Origin of the sequence: Proteus sp. G2674, from assembly GCF_009915195.1 — a bacterium.
GTDB classification, from domain to species: Bacteria; Pseudomonadota; Gammaproteobacteria; order Enterobacterales; family Enterobacteriaceae; genus Proteus; species Proteus mirabilis.
In genome coordinates this window covers 179,475-196,996 of sequence record NZ_JAABLS010000013.1, presented here as the reverse complement: position 1 = coordinate 196,996, position 17,522 = coordinate 179,475, and the positions used below count along the sequence as shown (strand labels likewise).

Below are 17,522 nucleotides of genomic sequence, written 5' to 3'. Positions count from 1 at the left end.
GTAGTTTTTCTGATTGAGAAATAAAACTCCGTAAAATAATATAATTCGGAGTTACATTTCAAAAAAAGAGAGCAGTGAGTTCAACATGGCACTAATTGAAAAGATGACTAAAGATATTCAACAAAAAGGTGGGTTAATTGTTTCTTGCCAACCTGTTGATAATAGTCCAATGGATAAACCTGACATTGTAGCCGCAATGGCTCAAGCAGCAGTAAATGCAGGTGCCGTCGCAGTACGTATTGAAGGAATTGATAATTTAAAAGCAACACGTCCTCTTATTGATGTGCCAATTATTGGAATTGTAAAACGTGATTTGCCTGATAGCCCTGTCAGGATCACGCCTTGGTTAAATGATATTGAAGCATTGGCCGCAGCTGGTGCTGATATTATCGCTTTTGATGGTACTGATCGCCTACGCCCAGTTCCCGTGAAAGCATTGCTAGAGCATGTTCATCGTTTAGGAAAACTAGCGATGGCAGATTGTGCCACTTTTAATGAAGGGATGTATTGTCATCAACTCGGTACTGAATTTATTGGCTCAACGATGTCAGGTTATACCGGTGGGGAAATACCAAAATTACCCGATCTTCAACTGGTGACCGCATTAGCAGAGCAAGGATGTCGAGTGATTGCGGAAGGGCGTTATAACACACCAATGATGGCGGCAAGGGGTATGCAAGCGGGAGCTTGGGCTGTCACCGTTGGCTCTGCATTAACTCGTCTTGAACATGTCTGTGAGTGGTTTACTCAGGCATTAAAGTGGCAGCAGGAGTTAGATAGATGAATACATTAGCGATTGATATTGGAGGAACCAAAATCTCGGCAGCATTAATTAGCCGAGATAACCAATTGACACAACATCGACAAATAGCAACACCAGCAAGTCCATCTCCAACACAACTTTATGAAGCATTAGTTAGCATTATTACACCATTAAAAAACCATGCCGATAGTGTTGCCGTTGCATCAACAGGGATCATTTGTAATGGCATTTTAACCGCATTAAACCCCGATAATTTAGGTGGATTAAACGATTTTCCTTTAATGGAAACACTATCAACCCTTACCGGATCACCTTGTTGGTTACTTAATGATGCTCAAGCTGCCACATGGGCTGAGTATTATCATCGTCGTGACACTATATCTGATATGGCGTTTATTACGGTCTCAACCGGCGTTGGCGGAGGCATTGTTCAGCAAGGGCAGCTACTAATAGGAAAACGTGGTCTTGCAGGCCATTTAGGTCATACCTTAGCTGATCCTCGAGGCCCTCGTTGTGGATGTGGCCGCTATGGTTGTGTTGAAGCCATCGCATCGGGGCGTGCGATTGCCTCACAGGCTGAAGGGGAACTTGCTGGTAAAGATGCTAAGGCAATTTTCAGCGCTTTTCATCAGGGAAACTTACAGGCTACCACCATTATTAAACGCTCTGCCAACACCATAGCTAATTTGATCACAAATATTAAAGCTACAACAGATGCTGATTGTGTTGTGCTTGGTGGCAGTGTGGGACTTGCTAACGGCTATCTCGAATTGGTTCAAGTTGCTATGGCACAACAACCATTAGCATTACAAGTGCCGATTGTATCAGCTCACTATCATCATGATGCTGGATTATGGGGCGCAGCCCTATGGTCTAGAGAGCAATAAAAAAACTGTCGTAAAACTTACCTTTTACCCTACATATGGCAGGACTAAAAAATGCAATTACATGATTTTGGTTTTATTAACTATGCAGTGCTGTTTGGCTATTTGGCAGCTATGTTACTCGTGGGTGTTTATTTTTCTAAACGTCAAAAAACCGCGGATGACTATTTCCGTGGTGGAGGGCGAGTTCCTGGGTGGGCAGCTGGAGTGTCTGTATTTGCGACCACATTAAGCTCGATTACATTTATGTCCATTCCTGCTAAAGCTTATACTTCTGATTGGACCTTTATTATTGGACAGTATTTAGCTATTGCAATTTTACCTTTAGTTTTTTATTTCTATATTCCTTTTTTTAGAAAATTAAAAATCACCTCCGCTTATGAATATCTAGAAGCTCGTTTTGATGTTCGTAGTCGTTTATTTGCTAGCCTTTCATTTATGTTATTCCATATTGGGCGTGTTGCTATTATTACTTATTTAACCGTACTAGCTTTACGTCCTTTTATGGGGATTGATCCGGTCGTGTTAATCGTATTAATAAGCTTATTATGCATTATTTATACTTGGATGGGGGGCATTGAAGGCGTTATTTGGACGGATGTTATTCAAGGTTTATTACTTTCTGGTGGTGCTGTACTGATCTTTATTATGATCTGTTTTAAAGTTGATGGTGGTATTAGCGAAATTTTTACTACTACAGCACAAGCAGATAAATTCTTTCCTACCACGCAATGGCGCTGGAGTTGGACAGATAGCACTATTCCTGTATTAATGATTGGGTTTTTATTTGCCAATATTCAGCAATTTACTGCTAGTCAGGATGTTGTGCAACGCTATATCGTTACCGATTCTATTAAAGAAACTAAACGTACATTGATAACTAACGCTAAATTAGTGGCTATTATTCCTATTTTCTTTTTTGCCATCGGCTCTGCATTGTTTGTTTACTACCAACAAAACCCAAGCTTATTACCCGCAGGATTTAATACGGGGGGAATTTTACCACTATTTATCGTGACGGAAATGCCTATCGGTATTGCAGGGTTAATTATTGCAGCTATTTTTGCTGCTGCACAATCAAGTATTTCTAGTAGTTTAAATAGTATTTCAAGTTGCTTTAATTCTGATATTTATACACGTCTTAGTAAATCATCCCCTAGTCCTGAACAAAAAATGAAAGTCGCAAAGTTAGTTATTATTGTGGCAGGGATATTCAGTAGTTTAGCGGCAATTTGGTTAGTTTTATCCGATGAAGCTGAAATTTGGGATGCATTTAATAGCCTTATAGGTCTTATGGGCGGACCAATGACAGGCCTATTTATGTTGGGAATTTTTGTAAAACGTGCTAATGCCGGTAGCGCCGTTGTTGGGATCATCGTGAGTATTATTGCAGTATTGGCTGCACGTTATGGCAGTGATCTTAACTTCTTCTTCTATGGAGTCATTGGTTCAATGTCAGTGGTGATTGCAGGAACCATTACGGCACCACTTTTCGCACCAGCAAAACAGCTTTCCTTAGATGACAGTGAAACATCAGAGAACTAAGAAGGAATAATCTATGTTATTTGGACATTTATCTGATTTGGCGACTATGCCAGAAATGAATCCAGCGTTACGTCATGCAATGGAAAAAGCATTAGCACTTGATCCCGCGTCACTTGCACCGGGCAGCTATAAAATTGATGGTGAGACGTTGTTTATGAATGTCATGACTTTTGAAACAGTGCCTCGTGAGCAAAAACAAGCCGAATTGCATCAGCGTTATATCGATATTCAGATCTTACTATCAGGTGAAGAGACAATTGATTTTGGAATACAAGGTTCGGCACAAGATGTGACACCTTATAATGAAACGGATGATTATCAGTTGACTGATAACATCATACATCGTCAAACATTATCCCTTACACCAAATATGTTCGCCATTTTTATGCCTTATGAGCCACATAAGCCAGGTATTGCGCAGAAAAATGAGGCCAGTACATTAAAGAAAGTGGTTATTAAACTAGATGTTGCCGCGTTAACTCACTAATCATTATTATTTAATAAAACGCTTTATTTCTCATGTATCAGTTAGTTGGAGTTATAGTGATACTGAGAATAAGGCGTTTTGTTATTATCACATTATTGTCTTAACAAGGCTTTTTTTAACCTGTTGGAATTGGTACTCTTGTGGGCAAAATTCTATTCTCGTGTATTTGCTGCAAGCAAGGATAATGTCCATGACAGAACAGGCAACAACTCGATTAAAGCCGGGTAAAATACTTGATACGCTAGGCGCTATGAAAAATAGTTTAACTCGCGTATCGCAACGTATTGCAGACTATATCCTGTTCCATCCTACGGAAGTGACTCAGTTATCTATTGCCCAACTCTCTCAAGCAACCAAAGCAGGTGAAGCGACGGTTGTCCGCTTTTGTCGGACATTGGGTTATAAAGGTTTTCAAGACTTTAAAATGGATTTGGCGATTGAAATGGCAACATCAGATAATGATGAATCGCCAATCCTTGATGCAGAAGTCAGTCACCAAGATGATATCCATACTATTGGCCTAAAATTGCAAGCAACAATAAATAATGTGTTATCAGAAACATTAAATTTGCTCGATATGCAACAAGTGCAAGGGGCGGTCAATGCACTATTATCAGCAAACTATGTTTTTATCTGCGGCGTTGGCTCTTCGGGGATCACTGCGGAAGATCTGAAAAATAAACTTATGCGTATTGGTTATCGTGTTGATGCCGTAACTAATAACCACTTTATGTATATGCAAGCCTCATTATTAAAATCTGGTGATGTCGCTATCGGTATTAGTCATTCGGGTAATTCATTAGAAACGGTTCATGCATTGAAATTGGCTAAAGAAGCGGGCGCAAGCACGATTGCATTGACGCATAATTTAGGCTCACAAATTATGGAATATGCAGATCACCATTTAATTAATGGTAATCGACAAGGGAAATTACAAGGCGATTCTATTGGTACAAAAACAGCACAACTTTTTGTTTTAGATTTGCTTTATACCTTGTTAGTTCAGGCTAAACCTGAAACAGTAAAAGAGCAGAAATTACGTACTCTCAATGCGTTAAAACAGACGCATTCAGCATAAGTTTATTGCTATTTTAAAGCATCTTGAGCAGAAAGTAGCTAAAGATCACAGTTTTACCTTTCTCTTTCCTTCAGGGCTATTTTCGTTATTGCGTTATGACTAGTCGCTCTCTAATATAGAGTTAAACTCCATAAGTTAATTAATAAAGAAATTAATCTCCATAGGAAGTGATCATGAACAAACTCTCTGGACTGATTGCCGCGCCTCATACTCCTTTTGCTGTGGACGGTAGTGTTAATTACCTTGTTATTGATGATATTGCTAAGCACCTAATTACGACTGGGGTAACAGGGGCTTATGTCTTAGGTACTACTGGTGAAGGTATACATTGCTCGGTTGAAGAGCGTAAAAAAGTTGCTGAACGTTGGGTTACAGCGAGTCAGGGACAACTTGATCTTATTATTCATACTGGTGCATTAAGTATTGCTGATACGTTAGAACTTGCTCGTCATGCTGAAACATTAGATATTAAAGCCACATCAGTGATTGGCCCTTGCTTCTTTAAACCTAGTCATGTTGATGATTTAGTAGAATATTGTCGTTTAGCAGCGGCAAGTGCACCCTCAAAAGGTTTCTACTATTATCATTCCACCATGTCAGGATTAAGCATTGATATGGAAAAGTTTTTACAAGCAGCAGGTAAAGTGATCCCCAATTTATCTGGCATGAAATTTAACTCCCCTGATATGTATGAATTTCAGCGTTGCTTACGGGTAGAGGGAGGTAAATATGATATTCCATTTGGCGTTGATGAATTTATTCCGGCAGGATTAGCTTGCGGTGCGTTAAGCGCTGTAGGTAGCACCTATAACTACGCTGCACCGTTATATCTTGAGTTAATTGAGAAATTTAATCAGGGTGATCACCAAGGAGTGGCAGATTGCATGGATAAAGTTATCGCTATTATTCGAGTTTTAGTCGAATACGGTGGCGTTGCTGCAGGCAAAGTAGCAATGCAATTGCATGGTATTGATGTTGGCGCTCCTCGTCGTCCTTTACGCCCACTGACAGCTGAACAAAAAGCAGATGCATTGGCGAAATTTAAGGCGGCAAATTTCTTATCATAAATTGCGTTTTGCTTAGAGCATAACATTGTAGATAAACCTATCCTTTAACATCTCCCCCCATTGGATGTGACAGTGGCTTTCGCTTGAGAGCCACTTTTTTATTATCTACTTTATGACTTGATTTTAAGTACCATTCAATTCAATGTACTAATAACAATCTTCGTTACCGAGGTTTACCGATGGCCTATTCATTTTTAACCCAAGCAACAGTTAAAAAATTATCGCGCAATGAAAAGTGGTTACAACAGATTAATAATGAAGATATTATCGATTTGAGTTTAAATGCGGGGCAGCTCATTATTGATAAACCAAAGGTGGATGAGGATTTTATCCCTTTTAGCCAACAATTAGATGTTTATTGTCAGCAAATTGCTCAGCAATTTCCTTTTATAGCGGTGACTCCACAATTACAACTTCATTGCACTTTGTTGACCATTTTTAATCAACCTATAGCGTTATTTGAGCCTCAGAAATTAATGTTACTGGCTTGGTGTCAAAAAATAACGAATATCTTTAATAAGATAGGAAAGATTGAGATCCTATTTAATGATATTATTTTAACGACTAATGGAAGTGTGATATTAATAGGTGTATCAAAAACATTAACGCAGTTTAGACAACAGGTTTACCAGCAAATCCCCATTGATCATCATCTGCATAAAAATATTATTCACATTACGCTTGGGCGCTTACAGGAAAGTGTGTCATCAGAAAAAATAACACCACTTTTTCAATTTTTAGCACATAATCGATTATCACTTCCAATCAATATTAAAACCAGCATTAACTATCCTAAATTTGTGGTGAGCAAAGGCTCACTATCGTCTGAGATATTGTTAAATAAAACGATAGAGTTTAATCAACAGTGCTTCTAGAGAGCTTGGTATCTTGTATACAAGATTGTGTGATTTAACTTTGATGATGTTGAAATCATAATATATCTAAATTTTCTATAAATGTTTGCTGTCTTATTTGGATAAATAATAGTTTTTGGCTAATATAATTAGCTATGTAATTTAGCGAATAAGGCCTTATGATGAAACGGAAAGATGAAGAATTTAATTACACTAATCTAATTGTTGGAAATTCATATAGTAAAAATGAAGCTTTAGTAACAGCTAATGTAGAACCACTAAAAAATAATAAAGAGATAACAGGAATTACAAGTTTTAAAAATTGTATTGTTCTATTTGTGACTTTAGATAAAAGAAGCAAAGAAGATAGCCATAAATACAATGATGTATTTGTTGATAACGGTAAGAAATTTCATTGGGAATCACAAAATAAGAATACAACGGAAACTTCTCATATAAAAAGAATACTTACTGGTGAGACCGTTATTTTATTTGTTAGAATACATGAAAAAATTAAAAGTAGAAGTCAACCCTTTATTTTTGTTGGTCGACTATCTTATATAGAATATAACAGTAACAGACCGGTTCAAGTTTTATATAATGTGCTTGATTATCAGGAGAAACCTAATAAAGAACTAAGTGCCATTTATGCTTGGGAAAAAATAGAGACTTTAGATCTTGATAACAACTTACCTTTGATATTGAAAAAAGAAAAAACAAGCTATCAAGGTCGAGTTACTGACATTAAAAAGAGAAAGGCAATAGAGCTGTATGCAATGAATAAAGCAAAAGAAGATTATAAAAAACAAGGTTTTAAAGTAATTGATACTTCTTCTAATAGTCCTTATGATTTAGAATGCCATAAAAATAATACATTTAGGCGTGTCGAGGTTAAAGGTACGACGACAGAAGGTGATGCGGTTTATGTTACTCGTAATGAGGTTTTATCTGCTCATTCAGCCGAGTGCGAAACTGATTTATATATTGTAAATAACATAGATTTTTTTCTACAAAAAGATGGTAATTATTATGCTAATGGTGGTTTAGTTAATATTATTAAAAACTGGAAACCAGAAGAAAAATGTTTAGAAGCGACAGTCTATCGTTACCACCTTAGTAAAAGATAGTTTATGGATAAAATACAGACAACATAAATTAATACGCAAATAGATAAGTAAAATAAAAATGGTGTTGTCATTTAAATTAAAGTGCATTTTTGCTTTTAAATACACTAGTGATCTAGCGAAACAGAATGTACATGCTGTAATTGTTTTAATGAGCAATAAAACTCTGGTAAGGTTATTTTTTGTCGCACAAGTAGTTTTAAGTTAACTTCAACGCGCTCCTTTTTAATATCACGAATAGTCAGGTTTTCAATAACGTTTTTATTGCTTTTTAAATAGTCAATTAAAAGAGGAACACCACTTTCATGAGTAAATAGCATTCGCACTTTAATTTTACCTAAGCGTTGATTATTCATTTGAAACAACACTACTTGTGGGCTTAGTTTAATAGCCATAAAAAAGAGGAAAGTCACAACGATAGCATGCCAATAAAAGCCGGAGCCACAGGCGATACCCACTCCCGCAGATGCCCAAACAATGGCCGCAGTCGTTAATCCTGAAATGGCATCATCTCGTCGATGTAAAATAACACCAGCGCCCAGAAAGCCGACCCCACTGATAATTTGTGCAGCTAACCGCATGGGATCACTGCGAATATTGTCAGAAATATTGGCGTAATATTCGGCTGATTGGATAGAGACAATAGTTAATAAACAACTGGCAACAGCAATAATGACACAAGTTTTAAAACCAACTGGTTTTCCCTTTGATTCACGCTCTAAGCCAATAAGACCGCCTAAGATAAAGGCGGCCAGTAATTTAGCAATACTTGATAGTGATAATGGGCCAATAGTGTCAACAAACTGTATTAATGCATCCATGGTTTGCTCCTGACGTTGGCTTATTTTTTATTTTAAAATTAAGGTGCTGTAATTCCTTGTGATGTTTCTTTATTTTCACTATTTCTTTTTTTAGAAACATCATCTTTAAAGAAGAAAATAAAGAATAGGGTTACCACCGCCGCTACAATGGCAGGATAGACCCAGAATGTTGACCATTGTGGTAATGCTGCATCACCTGTTTCAGTTACGGTTGTGTTAAAGATTTGACCACAAATAGTGGAAGCAAATAGTAAGCCGAAACCATTAGAGACAATAAAGCGTAGACCTTGTGCTTGTGCACGAATTTCAGGTTTTGCTTTGCGATCGACATAGATATCTCCTGCAGTAAAGAAGAAATCCCAACATAATCCCTGTAGCATTAATCCGATGACGATAAAGTAAAGCTCTGTATTTACTGCAGCATAAGAGAAAAACATAGAGCGTATGATCCAGCTCACGGCTCCTAGCAGTAGTGTAATTTTGAAGCCAAATTTCATTAAGAAGAATGACAAAACAAACATAAACAGAACTTCGCAAGCGATCCCTATTTGCATAATAGAAGCCGCATTATCAAAGCCTAATGCTTTAATAAAGACAGGAATATAAGCAGAATAAGCTGTTTTGGGGATCATTAAAATAAAGATGCTAAACATCAAAATAGCAAAGTAGCGATCTTTAAATAAAGACAATGCATCTAAACATAAAATATCGCGTAGTGAGAAAGGCTGGCCTTTCGCTTTAGGTGGCGTATTAGGTAATGTAAAACAATAGAAACCGAGTAATACACCAACTGCAGAAGCGATATACCAAGTCATTGTGCTACCAGAGAAGCCCATTTCACCCAATATAAAACCAATTGCCATAAAACCAAACGTACCAAATACGCGAATAATTGGGAAATATTTAACCCCATTAATATGGGAGAAACTAATGCTATTAGATAGCGCAGTGGTTGGATAAAACAATAAGCCAATAATAAAAATTAAAAATAATGTCATGCCACTGTTTTGTGCTTCAATAAATTGGGGAACACAGAGAATAACGACGGCATTAATTAAATGAAGTATCCCCATGACTTTTTGTGAAGCAAAGAAACGATCTGCGACCATACCAATAAATAAGGGGGAGATAATTGTCGCGACACCTAATAAGGCATAAGCATTGCCGATAATGCTTGCCATACCATAACTACTTAATACGAGTCCCATGGTCATATTCCATGCTCCTTGCATGAAATATTGCACAAACATCATAATAAGTAGGCGAGAAGTTATTTTCATATCCATTGTCGTACCCCTCTTAATTGGTTTCTAACGTTAATCCGTCGTAGGCAACACGGATATGATGAGGAGCACAAACCGTTTCTAATTCATGATGCAGTAATTTACCGCTATGTGAGATATGCGAAACGACAATCTGTGTAGCTTGATGTAAACAGCCTTGTTGTTGCAGTTTTTCTTTGGCGGCAAAAACCGTTTCTAAGCTCATATGATTATCTGTACGATCTTTTCCATTTAAGCCATAAGTACACTCAAAAACAACAATATCAAGCGGTTTGTTTTCTAACCATTGCCAAGTTAATTCTGGGAACCAACCCGAATCATGGCCATAGAAAATAGCTTTGCCGTCTTTTTCAATATGATATACATAACAAAGTTCCCATTTCGCATGATTAGCAAGCAGCGGCGTAATTTTATAACCATTTCTTTCGACCGTAACGAAAGGGATTAAGCAATGAAATGCAAATCGCTCTTTCGTATAACCTGGTAATACTTCAATACAGCCATTGATAGCGCGATCGTTACCGAAAATATGTAAAGGATGGTTAATTTCAAAACCATAGCCTTCCATTCTGCTAAATAGTTCACCAACATTAAAATGATCAGGATGAGTATGGGTAAATAGCAAACTTTCAAAATGTGTTGCGTCCATACCATCACGCATCAGTTGGTAACTAAAAGTGGGGGAGACATCGATCAACATAATGTCATCCACAATAGCAGAAGAGTGCGTTCTAATATCTTTACCGGCTAATTTTCTTGCTTTCAGACAGTGTTCACAACGGCAGAAGGGATTCGGTATGCCTTCTGAGGCAGCCGTCCCTAAAAAATGAAGCTTCATAATAAATCCCCTTATCTTATTGTTTATTAGTATTTTATTAATTTTCTGGTGTTGGCTATTTGTAGGTTACAAACAAATTTGAACGTTCCAATAATAAAATGACATGTGTTATTTGCCAATAAATGAAGATCAGATCAGTGATCTTATTCAAATATTATTTATTAATATATTGATTAATATATATATTTATTTTAATTGGTATTGATAATTATTTATTATCTTTAATTTTTAATAGATTGATTTATCAGCTAATTGTAAGTGGAACGTTCAAATCAATTATCAGTAGTCGTGATAAATAATTCAGGTATGCTAGTGAAGGTGGAAATAGAGGTGAAAAAAGAGAAATGGCGACGATCAAGGACATTGCAAAACTAGCGGGTGTTTCGCATGGTACGGTATCTAACGTATTGAATAAACGTGGAAATGTAAGTGTTGAAAAAATTGAAGCAGTCTATCAAGCTGCTAAACAGATGGGCTATCAATTAAATACACAAGCCCAACTACTAAGAACCAATAGAAGCCATAAAATTGCGATCTTATTACCCCAACTGGTTTCTGAAAAATATGCGATCTTCTTTAATGCTTTTAGACAGTCGATCGTTAATTTTCCAGAGATCAGCTACGATCTTTTTTTAACAGATCTTCTTGAGACCACTGAGCGTGATCTGCTACAAAAAATTGCTGCAGGTGGCTATAAGCAAGTAGTCACCGTAAGTTGTCTTAAAGATGCTAAATACTATTTTGACACGTTAAAACTTCCACCTTCACAAATTATCTTTATTTATCACAAACCCCTCAATGCACAACGTTTTTTTACGTTAGATTTTGCACAAGCGGCGGAGTCAATTTGCCAGCAAGTGGCACAAACAGCTGGCAAGGTAGTGGGGATTTTTGGCGATAATCAAGATGAATTAAATAGTCAGGTTTTTGCTAATCAATTGCAAATACGGCTTTCTCAAACTGCACCCGATAAAAAATGTGTCATACTTAGCGCTTCTGATGAAGAGAGTTATAAAATTGCTTTTGACTTCTTTTCTATGGAGCCAGTCCCCGATATCTTTGTCACACAAGATATTGAGAAAGCTCGCTATTTAACACAAGCAAGCTATTTTGGCAGTTCTTCAGATTGTCCTATTATCTTTGCTCTAAGTGATAATATTCCGCCGGTAATAAAAGGGTTATATTGTTTTCCAATGAACTATGCTCAGCTTGGTTTGGAAGTCGCTGAGGCACTATTAATCGCAGAGCCGCATGAGTACAAAAATAATAATGTATCTGTCGCAAATCGAAGTTCATATCTGTATACGGCAACACCAGCAGTAATGAGTGATGATAAATCACAAATTAGTCTTAATTTACTAACGTTGCCAAGCCCTTCAACAACGGCATTAAAAAAACTACTTCCTCATTTTTATCGTCAAACTGGTATCAAGGTGAATTTAGCTATTCATCCTTATGATGAAGTCTATCAAATTTTAAGCCAACTTCATTTACACCCTTATTATGATCTGTTGCGCATTGATATGGCGTGTTTTCCATGGTTTGCTGAGCGAATATTGCGACCATTAGATAAAATTGGTGATGGATTAACTGATTTATTGAGTCACTTTTCCTTACCTACGCAACAAAAATTTGGTTTGGTTAATGATGTCGCTTATGCAATGCCGTTCGATGCTAGCGCTCAATTACTGTTTTATCGTAAAGATCTGTTTGAAGATACTATTTTAAAAAGAATGTATTACGAAAAAACAGGTAATGAATTAACTGTGCCGACAACCTTTGAAGAGTACGATAATGTGACTCAGTTTTTTACTGAGTTGCATCAAGCCGGACAAGCTCATTGTCCGATGGGAGCTTCAACCACATTAGGAAGTGCGGGATTAATCGCAACTGAATACTTATTACGTTATTACGCTAAAGGTGGGCGTTTAATCGGTAGTGATAATATTCCGCGCTTAGCGATGCCCTTGGCCGCTGAGGTATTAGCAGATTATTTGCATCAGTTGTCGATCACCGAAAATATCAACCATAAATGGTGGAGTGGCTCTGTCAGACAATTTGAGCAAGGTCATCTGGCAATGCTTATCTCTTATATGAATTTATTTAATGATGTCGCACATAGCGATATTTTACCTAAAATTGGTTTTGCTCCCGTTCCGGGTGGTGTACCACAATTAGGGGGTGGGGTACTTGGGGTGTCGCGTTACAGTAGAAAATCATCTTACGCTGAACTGTTTTATCGTTGGCTTTATTCTCCTGTTGTGATGGATCACTTAATTTTATTGGGTGGAAATAGTAACCATGAAAATTTTAGTCATAACCAAGAAATTAGCCACCGTTATCCATGGATGACACTAGCTTATCAGGAAATTAATCAAGGAATACGAGAATCATCAGTGCCGAATGGTAAATTATTTAACTTAAGGCAAGCTGAGATTATTATTGGTCAGGGTATTACTAATGTGATTAATCATATTATGACAATAGAAGAAACGATTGATTATATTAATCAACGTCTATTGATTGATACTCAGGGTGAACGATGATCTTTGATAAAAAATCAGGGGCTAATAATTCCCCTGATAATTGTCATCTTCAATAACTGGCTGATCGTGATTTAGTGAATTGAATAAAACACATAACGCAAAGCAAATTCTGCAATAATTGCCATGATACCGCCATAGACAAAAATGGACTCCGTTGATTTTTGCTGAGTTTGGCCCATCAAATATTTTACTAAACTATAGCCACACACCAATACAGCCAAAGTTGCTAAGATCCAACTGGTCATACGTAATGGGCCAATGGAGTAATAGACTTCAATAGGTGATAACGGAAAGGTTACCGATGTTTGGCTATAGAGCGTACGAGTTAAATAGTGTTCATAAAAAGGTTGATAGAGTAATCGGCCAATTAAACTAAATGCCATGATCCCCCACAATTGCCATTTCCAACGGATAGGGAAAGGGGCTGATGGTATTTCTATCCCTAATTTATTGCCTATACGCTGCAATATCTTTAGCAGCAAAAAGAATATTGTTGCCCCTAATGTGAGCATCGCGCCAAAAAACATCACATAAGTGTTGTTATCCATCCATGTTAAAATGGAAGTATGGCGATAAATGGATGCCATGCAATAAATGTCAAACAGACCAATCAGAAGGCTTGCACCAAATAGCAGCATCGAAAATTTACCGGTACGCCATAGCCATAAAAAGGTGATCCCTAAACATCCTACAAAAATGGCAGTGACAGCAACTTCGCGACTTAACCAAGCTGAAAAGACATTTCTAATGGCATTCGGAGCATTTAACGGCACGCCTAAGTGAGTAATGGAGGCTATAGAGCCTAAACCCGCTAATCCACAAATCACCAATAAGGTTAGTAACATAAAGCGATAATAGCTTTCAGCACTGAGATAATGTGCAAGACGGCGTGCAAAAAGGCCTGTTATGAGTGTTAAGCCAATAGTGGCATTCATCATAAAGGTGAAAATCAATAATGACCATTCATTCATTTTATTTCTCCTTTATTATTTATAGTGTCATTATTTGCCCCTTGGTGAGGGTTGATCACTAGGTTTGGATGAGTTATTTCAGGAGAAGGCAAACCAGTGACATAATTAACTTCACCATAGCGTTCACGTAGTTCATCAATTGGACCAAATTGAATAGCCCCAAGTGGGCAGGTCGCAACGCAAACAGGCTGTTCACCTTTTTGTTGTAAGTCGATACAAAAATCGCATTTTGACATCTGCTTGGTTTCAGGATCCATTTGCGGTGCGCCATAAGGACAAGACCACGCACAGGCGCCACAACCAACACATTTGTCAGTATCTACCATCACAATGCCATCACCTTCTCGTTTATGCATCGCGGTAGTTGGGCAGTTTTTAACACAAATGGGATCATCGCAATGATTGCAAGAGATAGATAAAGTGTAAGCAAAGACATTATTAATTAATGCACCGTTAGTATTACGGCTATAACCACCACCAGTGATTTCATATACACGGCGAAATTTGCGGCCAACATCGAGGTTATTTTTATCTTTACAAGCAACCTGACACGCCTTGCAGCCCGAACAGCGAACACTGTCGATATAAAACCCTAGCTGTTTACTGCTTACTGCGGGATAAACGATAAATTTACTCATGCTTTTACTACCTCGACCAATAAAGTTTGGTGAGCATTACCGTGTGCCATTGCGGTGCTACGGGATGAGGTTAAGACGTTGGCACATCCCCCTTGATCGATACCTTGTTTATCTGGTTGCCACCAAGCACCTGCTTGTAAAGCAACGACACCAGGCATAATGCGTTGTGTGAGTTTGACGGGAACTAAGGTGATCCCACGGTCGTTATAGACTTTGACTTTATCGCCTTGTTTGATATTTCTATCTTCGGCATCTAATGGGTTGATCCATAATTCTTGACGTTGTACTTCTTGCAGCCAAGGATTAGCAAATTGTGTTGAGTTTGCGCGGTAACGTCCTTTCCACGTGATGAGTTGTAGTGGAAATTTATCTGTTAACGTATCTTCGGGCCCTTCAATGGCAGGCACATAATGAGAAAGTGCGGGGATCTCGCTATTCTTCATCTCATATAAGCGTTTAGAGAAGATCTCAATTTTTCCTGATGGGGTTGGAAATGGATTATTTTCTATATCTTGGATATTTTTCTCAAACGCAACATTTTGGGTATGAGGGCGATGTTTTAGCAGATGACGACGTTTAACCAATAATTCATCAAAGGTAGGAATACCATCTTCAGGACGTTTAATACTGGCATCATTGACTAAATATTCAATCCAGTCGCGATCAGTGGCTTTACCTTCGCTAAATTGTTCACCGACCCCCAGTTTATCAGCCACTTCACGTAACCAATCGTAGTCGGTACGACGTTCAAACTCTGGCTCTATCACTTTTTCGGACAGAATAATATAATCGCCATAACTCCATGTGCCTCCAATATTCCAGCGCTCTAAAAAGCTGGTTTCAGGCAGTAAGATATCCGCATATTTGGCGCTAGGTGTTAAATAGAGGTCGCTACAGACGATAAATTCGACTTTTGATTCATCTTCAAGCACTTTAGCGGCATGAAGAATATCGGTATTTTGATTCACCATATAATTACCCGCCATTGAGAAAATCATCTTGATTTCAGTATCAAGTTTCTCGGCATTGAGTAAGCCATTTTGTGGTGTGACCAAATTTTTATCTTCACACGCTTGCACCCAATTGGTGATATTGATTTTTGCTTTAACGGGATTGGTCAATAAACTTGGGCCGGCAATGGTTTTACGTAACTCAGAGTTTAATGCCATGCCATAGCCTGCCGCCCAGCCACCGCGTACACCAACGTTGCCAGTAATAGTCGCTAACAGTGTCGCACCGCGTGCCGTCCGTTCACCACAAATATGACGTTGTGGCCCCCAACCTTGGATTAATGCAGCCGGTTTTGTAGAAGCATATTCACGGGCTAATTGACGAATAGTATCTGCGGGTACTTTAGTGATAGGCTCCGCCCATTCAGGGGTTTTCTTGATCCCGTCTTTTTTCCCCATTAAATAGGCAACTAAAGACTCATTTTCACCAACGCCTTCTGGCATCTGATGTTCATCGAAACCAAGGGTGTATTTGTCGATAAAGGCCTGATCATGCAGGTTTTCACTGACAATGACATACATCATGGCATCCATCATCGCGTTATCAGTGGTCGGTAACAGCGGGATCCACTGGTCAGCTAAAGAAGAGGCAGTATCGGAATAGCGTGGATCAACGACAATAAATTTAGTGCCGTTCTTTTTCATTTTTTGGAAGTAATGATTGGAATGCCCAAAAATAGTTTCATTAGGATTATGTCCCCATAGAATAACTAAAGGGGTATTTACTAATGTATCTAATGTACTTCCGCTAGCGGCTGTACCGTAAGTATAAGGGGTAACGGCAAGGGTGTTACCATTACTCACGGAGTGATAATTCTCCAGAAAGCCGCCAGTTAGGTTAAACAGACGGCGTAGCATATTAGCACCAGAAAAAATGCCACCAGTCACCCCGGTGCTTAAACTGACAAAACGTGAGGCAGGGCCATATTGCTTGGTAATGCGTTGCATATTTTGTGCAATAAGCGTCGTAGCTTCTTCCCAAGTGATGCGCTCAAATCGACCTTCACCACGCTTACCTACTCGCTTCATAGGATATTTTAATCGATCAGGATGATAGACAAATTTACGATAACCACGACCCCGTACACAGGCTCGCATGATAGGCATCTCTTCATCTAAATCGGCGTCAGGTCGAGTGCTAATACGTGTCACTTTGCCATCTTTAACGTGCGCGCGAATATCACATTTTCCGCCACAGTCAAAACTACTACAGGTAGAGACAACACGCTCACTCTCTTTGGCGTCAATCGTTTTTTCAGCTATTGCATGATCTTGTGTTGCCGCCATCGTGTTGGATGAAAAAAAGGGCAGTGTGACTAATGCCGAACTCGCTTGAATAAAATGGCGACGACTTATATCACCGGAAATTGGCTTAATACTATGATGATCGGACTGATTGCTCATATAAATGCTACCTTAGACATAATAAGCGGAAGCCAATTTACCCGATACTTGATATAAAAATGTGTATGCGTTTTCTAGACTATTGATATGGGGATATCTGGTTTCCGCTGCATTATTATTGAATGCATACCGCGTTGCAGAGCGCCTGAAACAACCTCTGCAAGAGGGATAGTAGAGGATTAATCGCTTTCCAACATGCCAAGATCAGA

The 17,522-nt window shown here is 38.3% G+C and carries 15 protein-coding genes; 9 read left to right on the top strand and 6 right to left on the bottom strand.

Features of this window, described 5'->3' with window-relative positions:
- The first annotated feature begins 85 nt into the window (after positions 1 to 85).
- The 8 genes from GWI58_RS06120 (at position 86) to GWI58_RS06085 (ending at position 7,805) form a co-directional block, all read left to right on the top strand.
- Complete coding sequence (locus tag GWI58_RS06120) at positions 86 to 784, top strand: N-acetylmannosamine-6-phosphate 2-epimerase (protein ID WP_004246683.1); 699 nt, start codon at positions 86 to 88, stop codon at positions 782 to 784.
- A complete protein-coding gene (gene nanK / locus GWI58_RS06115; RefSeq protein WP_004246685.1) occupies positions 781 to 1,650 on the top strand; it encodes an N-acetylmannosamine kinase in 870 nt (289 codons plus the stop codon). Before GWI58_RS06120 ends, nanK begins: the two co-directional genes overlap by 4 nt.
- 51 nt (positions 1,651 to 1,701) lie before the next feature.
- Entirely contained in the window at positions 1,702 to 3,192 is a 1,491-nt protein-coding gene (locus GWI58_RS06110; RefSeq protein ID WP_004246686.1) for a sodium:solute symporter, read from the top strand.
- A gap of 13 nt (positions 3,193 to 3,205) precedes the next feature.
- Complete coding sequence (nanQ, locus tag GWI58_RS06105) at positions 3,206 to 3,679, top strand: N-acetylneuraminate anomerase (RefSeq protein WP_004246687.1); 474 nt, start codon at positions 3,206 to 3,208, stop codon at positions 3,677 to 3,679.
- 190 nt (positions 3,680 to 3,869) lie between these two features.
- Positions 3,870 to 4,757: a MurR/RpiR family transcriptional regulator gene (locus GWI58_RS06100; protein WP_004246688.1), complete on the top strand. Its 888-nt coding sequence runs from the start codon at positions 3,870 to 3,872 to the stop codon at positions 4,755 to 4,757.
- A gap of 173 nt (positions 4,758 to 4,930) precedes the next feature.
- Complete coding sequence (locus GWI58_RS06095) at positions 4,931 to 5,824, top strand: dihydrodipicolinate synthase family protein (RefSeq protein WP_094959530.1); 894 nt, start codon at positions 4,931 to 4,933, stop codon at positions 5,822 to 5,824.
- A 179-nt stretch (positions 5,825 to 6,003) separates the two neighbouring features.
- On the top strand, positions 6,004 to 6,699 hold the full coding sequence (locus GWI58_RS06090; RefSeq protein ID WP_036919340.1) for a hypothetical protein: 696 nt from the start codon (positions 6,004 to 6,006) through the stop codon (positions 6,697 to 6,699).
- 161 nt (positions 6,700 to 6,860) lie between these two features.
- Positions 6,861 to 7,805, top strand: a complete 945-nt coding sequence (locus GWI58_RS06085) for a DUF3427 domain-containing protein (protein WP_161769000.1) — start codon at positions 6,861 to 6,863, stop codon at positions 7,803 to 7,805.
- Positions 7,806 to 7,909: 104 nt separating this feature from the next.
- Here GWI58_RS06085 and GWI58_RS06080 read toward each other — a convergent pair whose 3' ends face one another.
- The 3 genes from GWI58_RS06080 to GWI58_RS06070 are packed head-to-tail and all read right to left on the bottom strand — an operon-like array spanning position 7,910 to position 10,744.
- Positions 7,910 to 8,623, bottom strand: coding sequence for an MgtC/SapB family protein (locus GWI58_RS06080; RefSeq protein WP_004246695.1), 714 nt, complete (start codon positions 8,621 to 8,623; stop codon positions 7,910 to 7,912).
- Positions 8,624 to 8,661: 38 nt separating this feature from the next.
- Positions 8,662 to 9,909 (bottom strand): MFS transporter, encoded by a 1,248-nt coding sequence (locus tag GWI58_RS06075; protein ID WP_017827141.1) that lies wholly within the window; start codon positions 9,907 to 9,909, stop codon positions 8,662 to 8,664.
- Between the two features lie 13 nt (positions 9,910 to 9,922).
- The gene (locus tag GWI58_RS06070) at positions 9,923 to 10,744 is read right to left on the bottom strand and encodes an MBL fold metallo-hydrolase (RefSeq protein ID WP_004249024.1); all 822 of its coding nucleotides are present in this window, start codon (positions 10,742 to 10,744) and stop codon (positions 9,923 to 9,925) included.
- Positions 10,745 to 11,088: 344 nt separating this feature from the next.
- Between GWI58_RS06070 and GWI58_RS06065 the strand changes: the two genes are divergently transcribed.
- Positions 11,089 to 13,290 (top strand): extracellular solute-binding protein, encoded by a 2,202-nt coding sequence (locus tag GWI58_RS06065; protein WP_012368570.1) that lies wholly within the window; start codon positions 11,089 to 11,091, stop codon positions 13,288 to 13,290.
- A gap of 71 nt (positions 13,291 to 13,361) precedes the next feature.
- Here the strand turns inward: GWI58_RS06065 and GWI58_RS06060 are convergent, their stop codons facing one another.
- Genes GWI58_RS06060 through GWI58_RS06050 form a run of 3 tightly spaced genes read right to left on the bottom strand, consistent with a single transcriptional unit; the run spans position 13,362 to position 17,313 of the window.
- On the bottom strand, positions 13,362 to 14,261 hold the full coding sequence (locus tag GWI58_RS06060) for a dimethyl sulfoxide reductase anchor subunit family protein (protein ID WP_004249026.1): 900 nt from the start codon (positions 14,259 to 14,261) through the stop codon (positions 13,362 to 13,364).
- Positions 14,258 to 14,899 carry a DMSO/selenate family reductase complex B subunit gene (locus tag GWI58_RS06055; protein WP_161768999.1) on the bottom strand — a complete coding sequence of 214 codons (642 nt, stop codon included), beginning with the start codon at positions 14,897 to 14,899 and terminating at the stop codon, positions 14,258 to 14,260. Before GWI58_RS06055 ends, GWI58_RS06060 begins: the two co-directional genes overlap by 4 nt.
- Positions 14,896 to 17,313, bottom strand: a complete 2,418-nt coding sequence (locus GWI58_RS06050; protein WP_161768998.1) for a DMSO/selenate family reductase complex A subunit — start codon at positions 17,311 to 17,313, stop codon at positions 14,896 to 14,898. The genes GWI58_RS06055 and GWI58_RS06050 overlap by 4 nt, the downstream gene beginning before the upstream one ends.
- Positions 17,314 to 17,522 lie beyond the last annotated feature (209 nt).

Coding starts and splice junctions, on each gene's coding strand:
- GWI58_RS06120 (WP_004246683.1), top strand. CDS start 86: ATGGCACTAATTGAAAAGATGACTAAAGATATTCAACAAAAAGGTGGG.
- nanK (WP_004246685.1), top strand. CDS start 781: ATGAATACATTAGCGATTGATATTGGAGGAACCAAAATCTCGGCAGCA.
- GWI58_RS06110 (WP_004246686.1), top strand. CDS start 1,702: ATGCAATTACATGATTTTGGTTTTATTAACTATGCAGTGCTGTTTGGC.
- nanQ (WP_004246687.1), top strand. CDS start 3,206: ATGTTATTTGGACATTTATCTGATTTGGCGACTATGCCAGAAATGAAT.
- GWI58_RS06100 (WP_004246688.1), top strand. CDS start 3,870: ATGACAGAACAGGCAACAACTCGATTAAAGCCGGGTAAAATACTTGAT.
- GWI58_RS06095 (WP_094959530.1), top strand. CDS start 4,931: ATGAACAAACTCTCTGGACTGATTGCCGCGCCTCATACTCCTTTTGCT.
- GWI58_RS06090 (WP_036919340.1), top strand. CDS start 6,004: ATGGCCTATTCATTTTTAACCCAAGCAACAGTTAAAAAATTATCGCGC.
- GWI58_RS06085 (WP_161769000.1), top strand. CDS start 6,861: ATGAAACGGAAAGATGAAGAATTTAATTACACTAATCTAATTGTTGGA.
- GWI58_RS06080 (WP_004246695.1), bottom strand. CDS start 8,623: ATGGATGCATTAATACAGTTTGTTGACACTATTGGCCCATTATCACTA.
- GWI58_RS06075 (WP_017827141.1), bottom strand. CDS start 9,909: ATGGATATGAAAATAACTTCTCGCCTACTTATTATGATGTTTGTGCAA.
- GWI58_RS06070 (WP_004249024.1), bottom strand. CDS start 10,744: ATGAAGCTTCATTTTTTAGGGACGGCTGCCTCAGAAGGCATACCGAAT.
- GWI58_RS06065 (WP_012368570.1), top strand. CDS start 11,089: ATGGCGACGATCAAGGACATTGCAAAACTAGCGGGTGTTTCGCATGGT.
- GWI58_RS06060 (WP_004249026.1), bottom strand. CDS start 14,261: ATGAATGAATGGTCATTATTGATTTTCACCTTTATGATGAATGCCACT.
- GWI58_RS06055 (WP_161768999.1), bottom strand. CDS start 14,899: ATGAGTAAATTTATCGTTTATCCCGCAGTAAGCAGTAAACAGCTAGGG.
- GWI58_RS06050 (WP_161768998.1), bottom strand. CDS start 17,313: ATGAGCAATCAGTCCGATCATCATAGTATTAAGCCAATTTCCGGTGAT.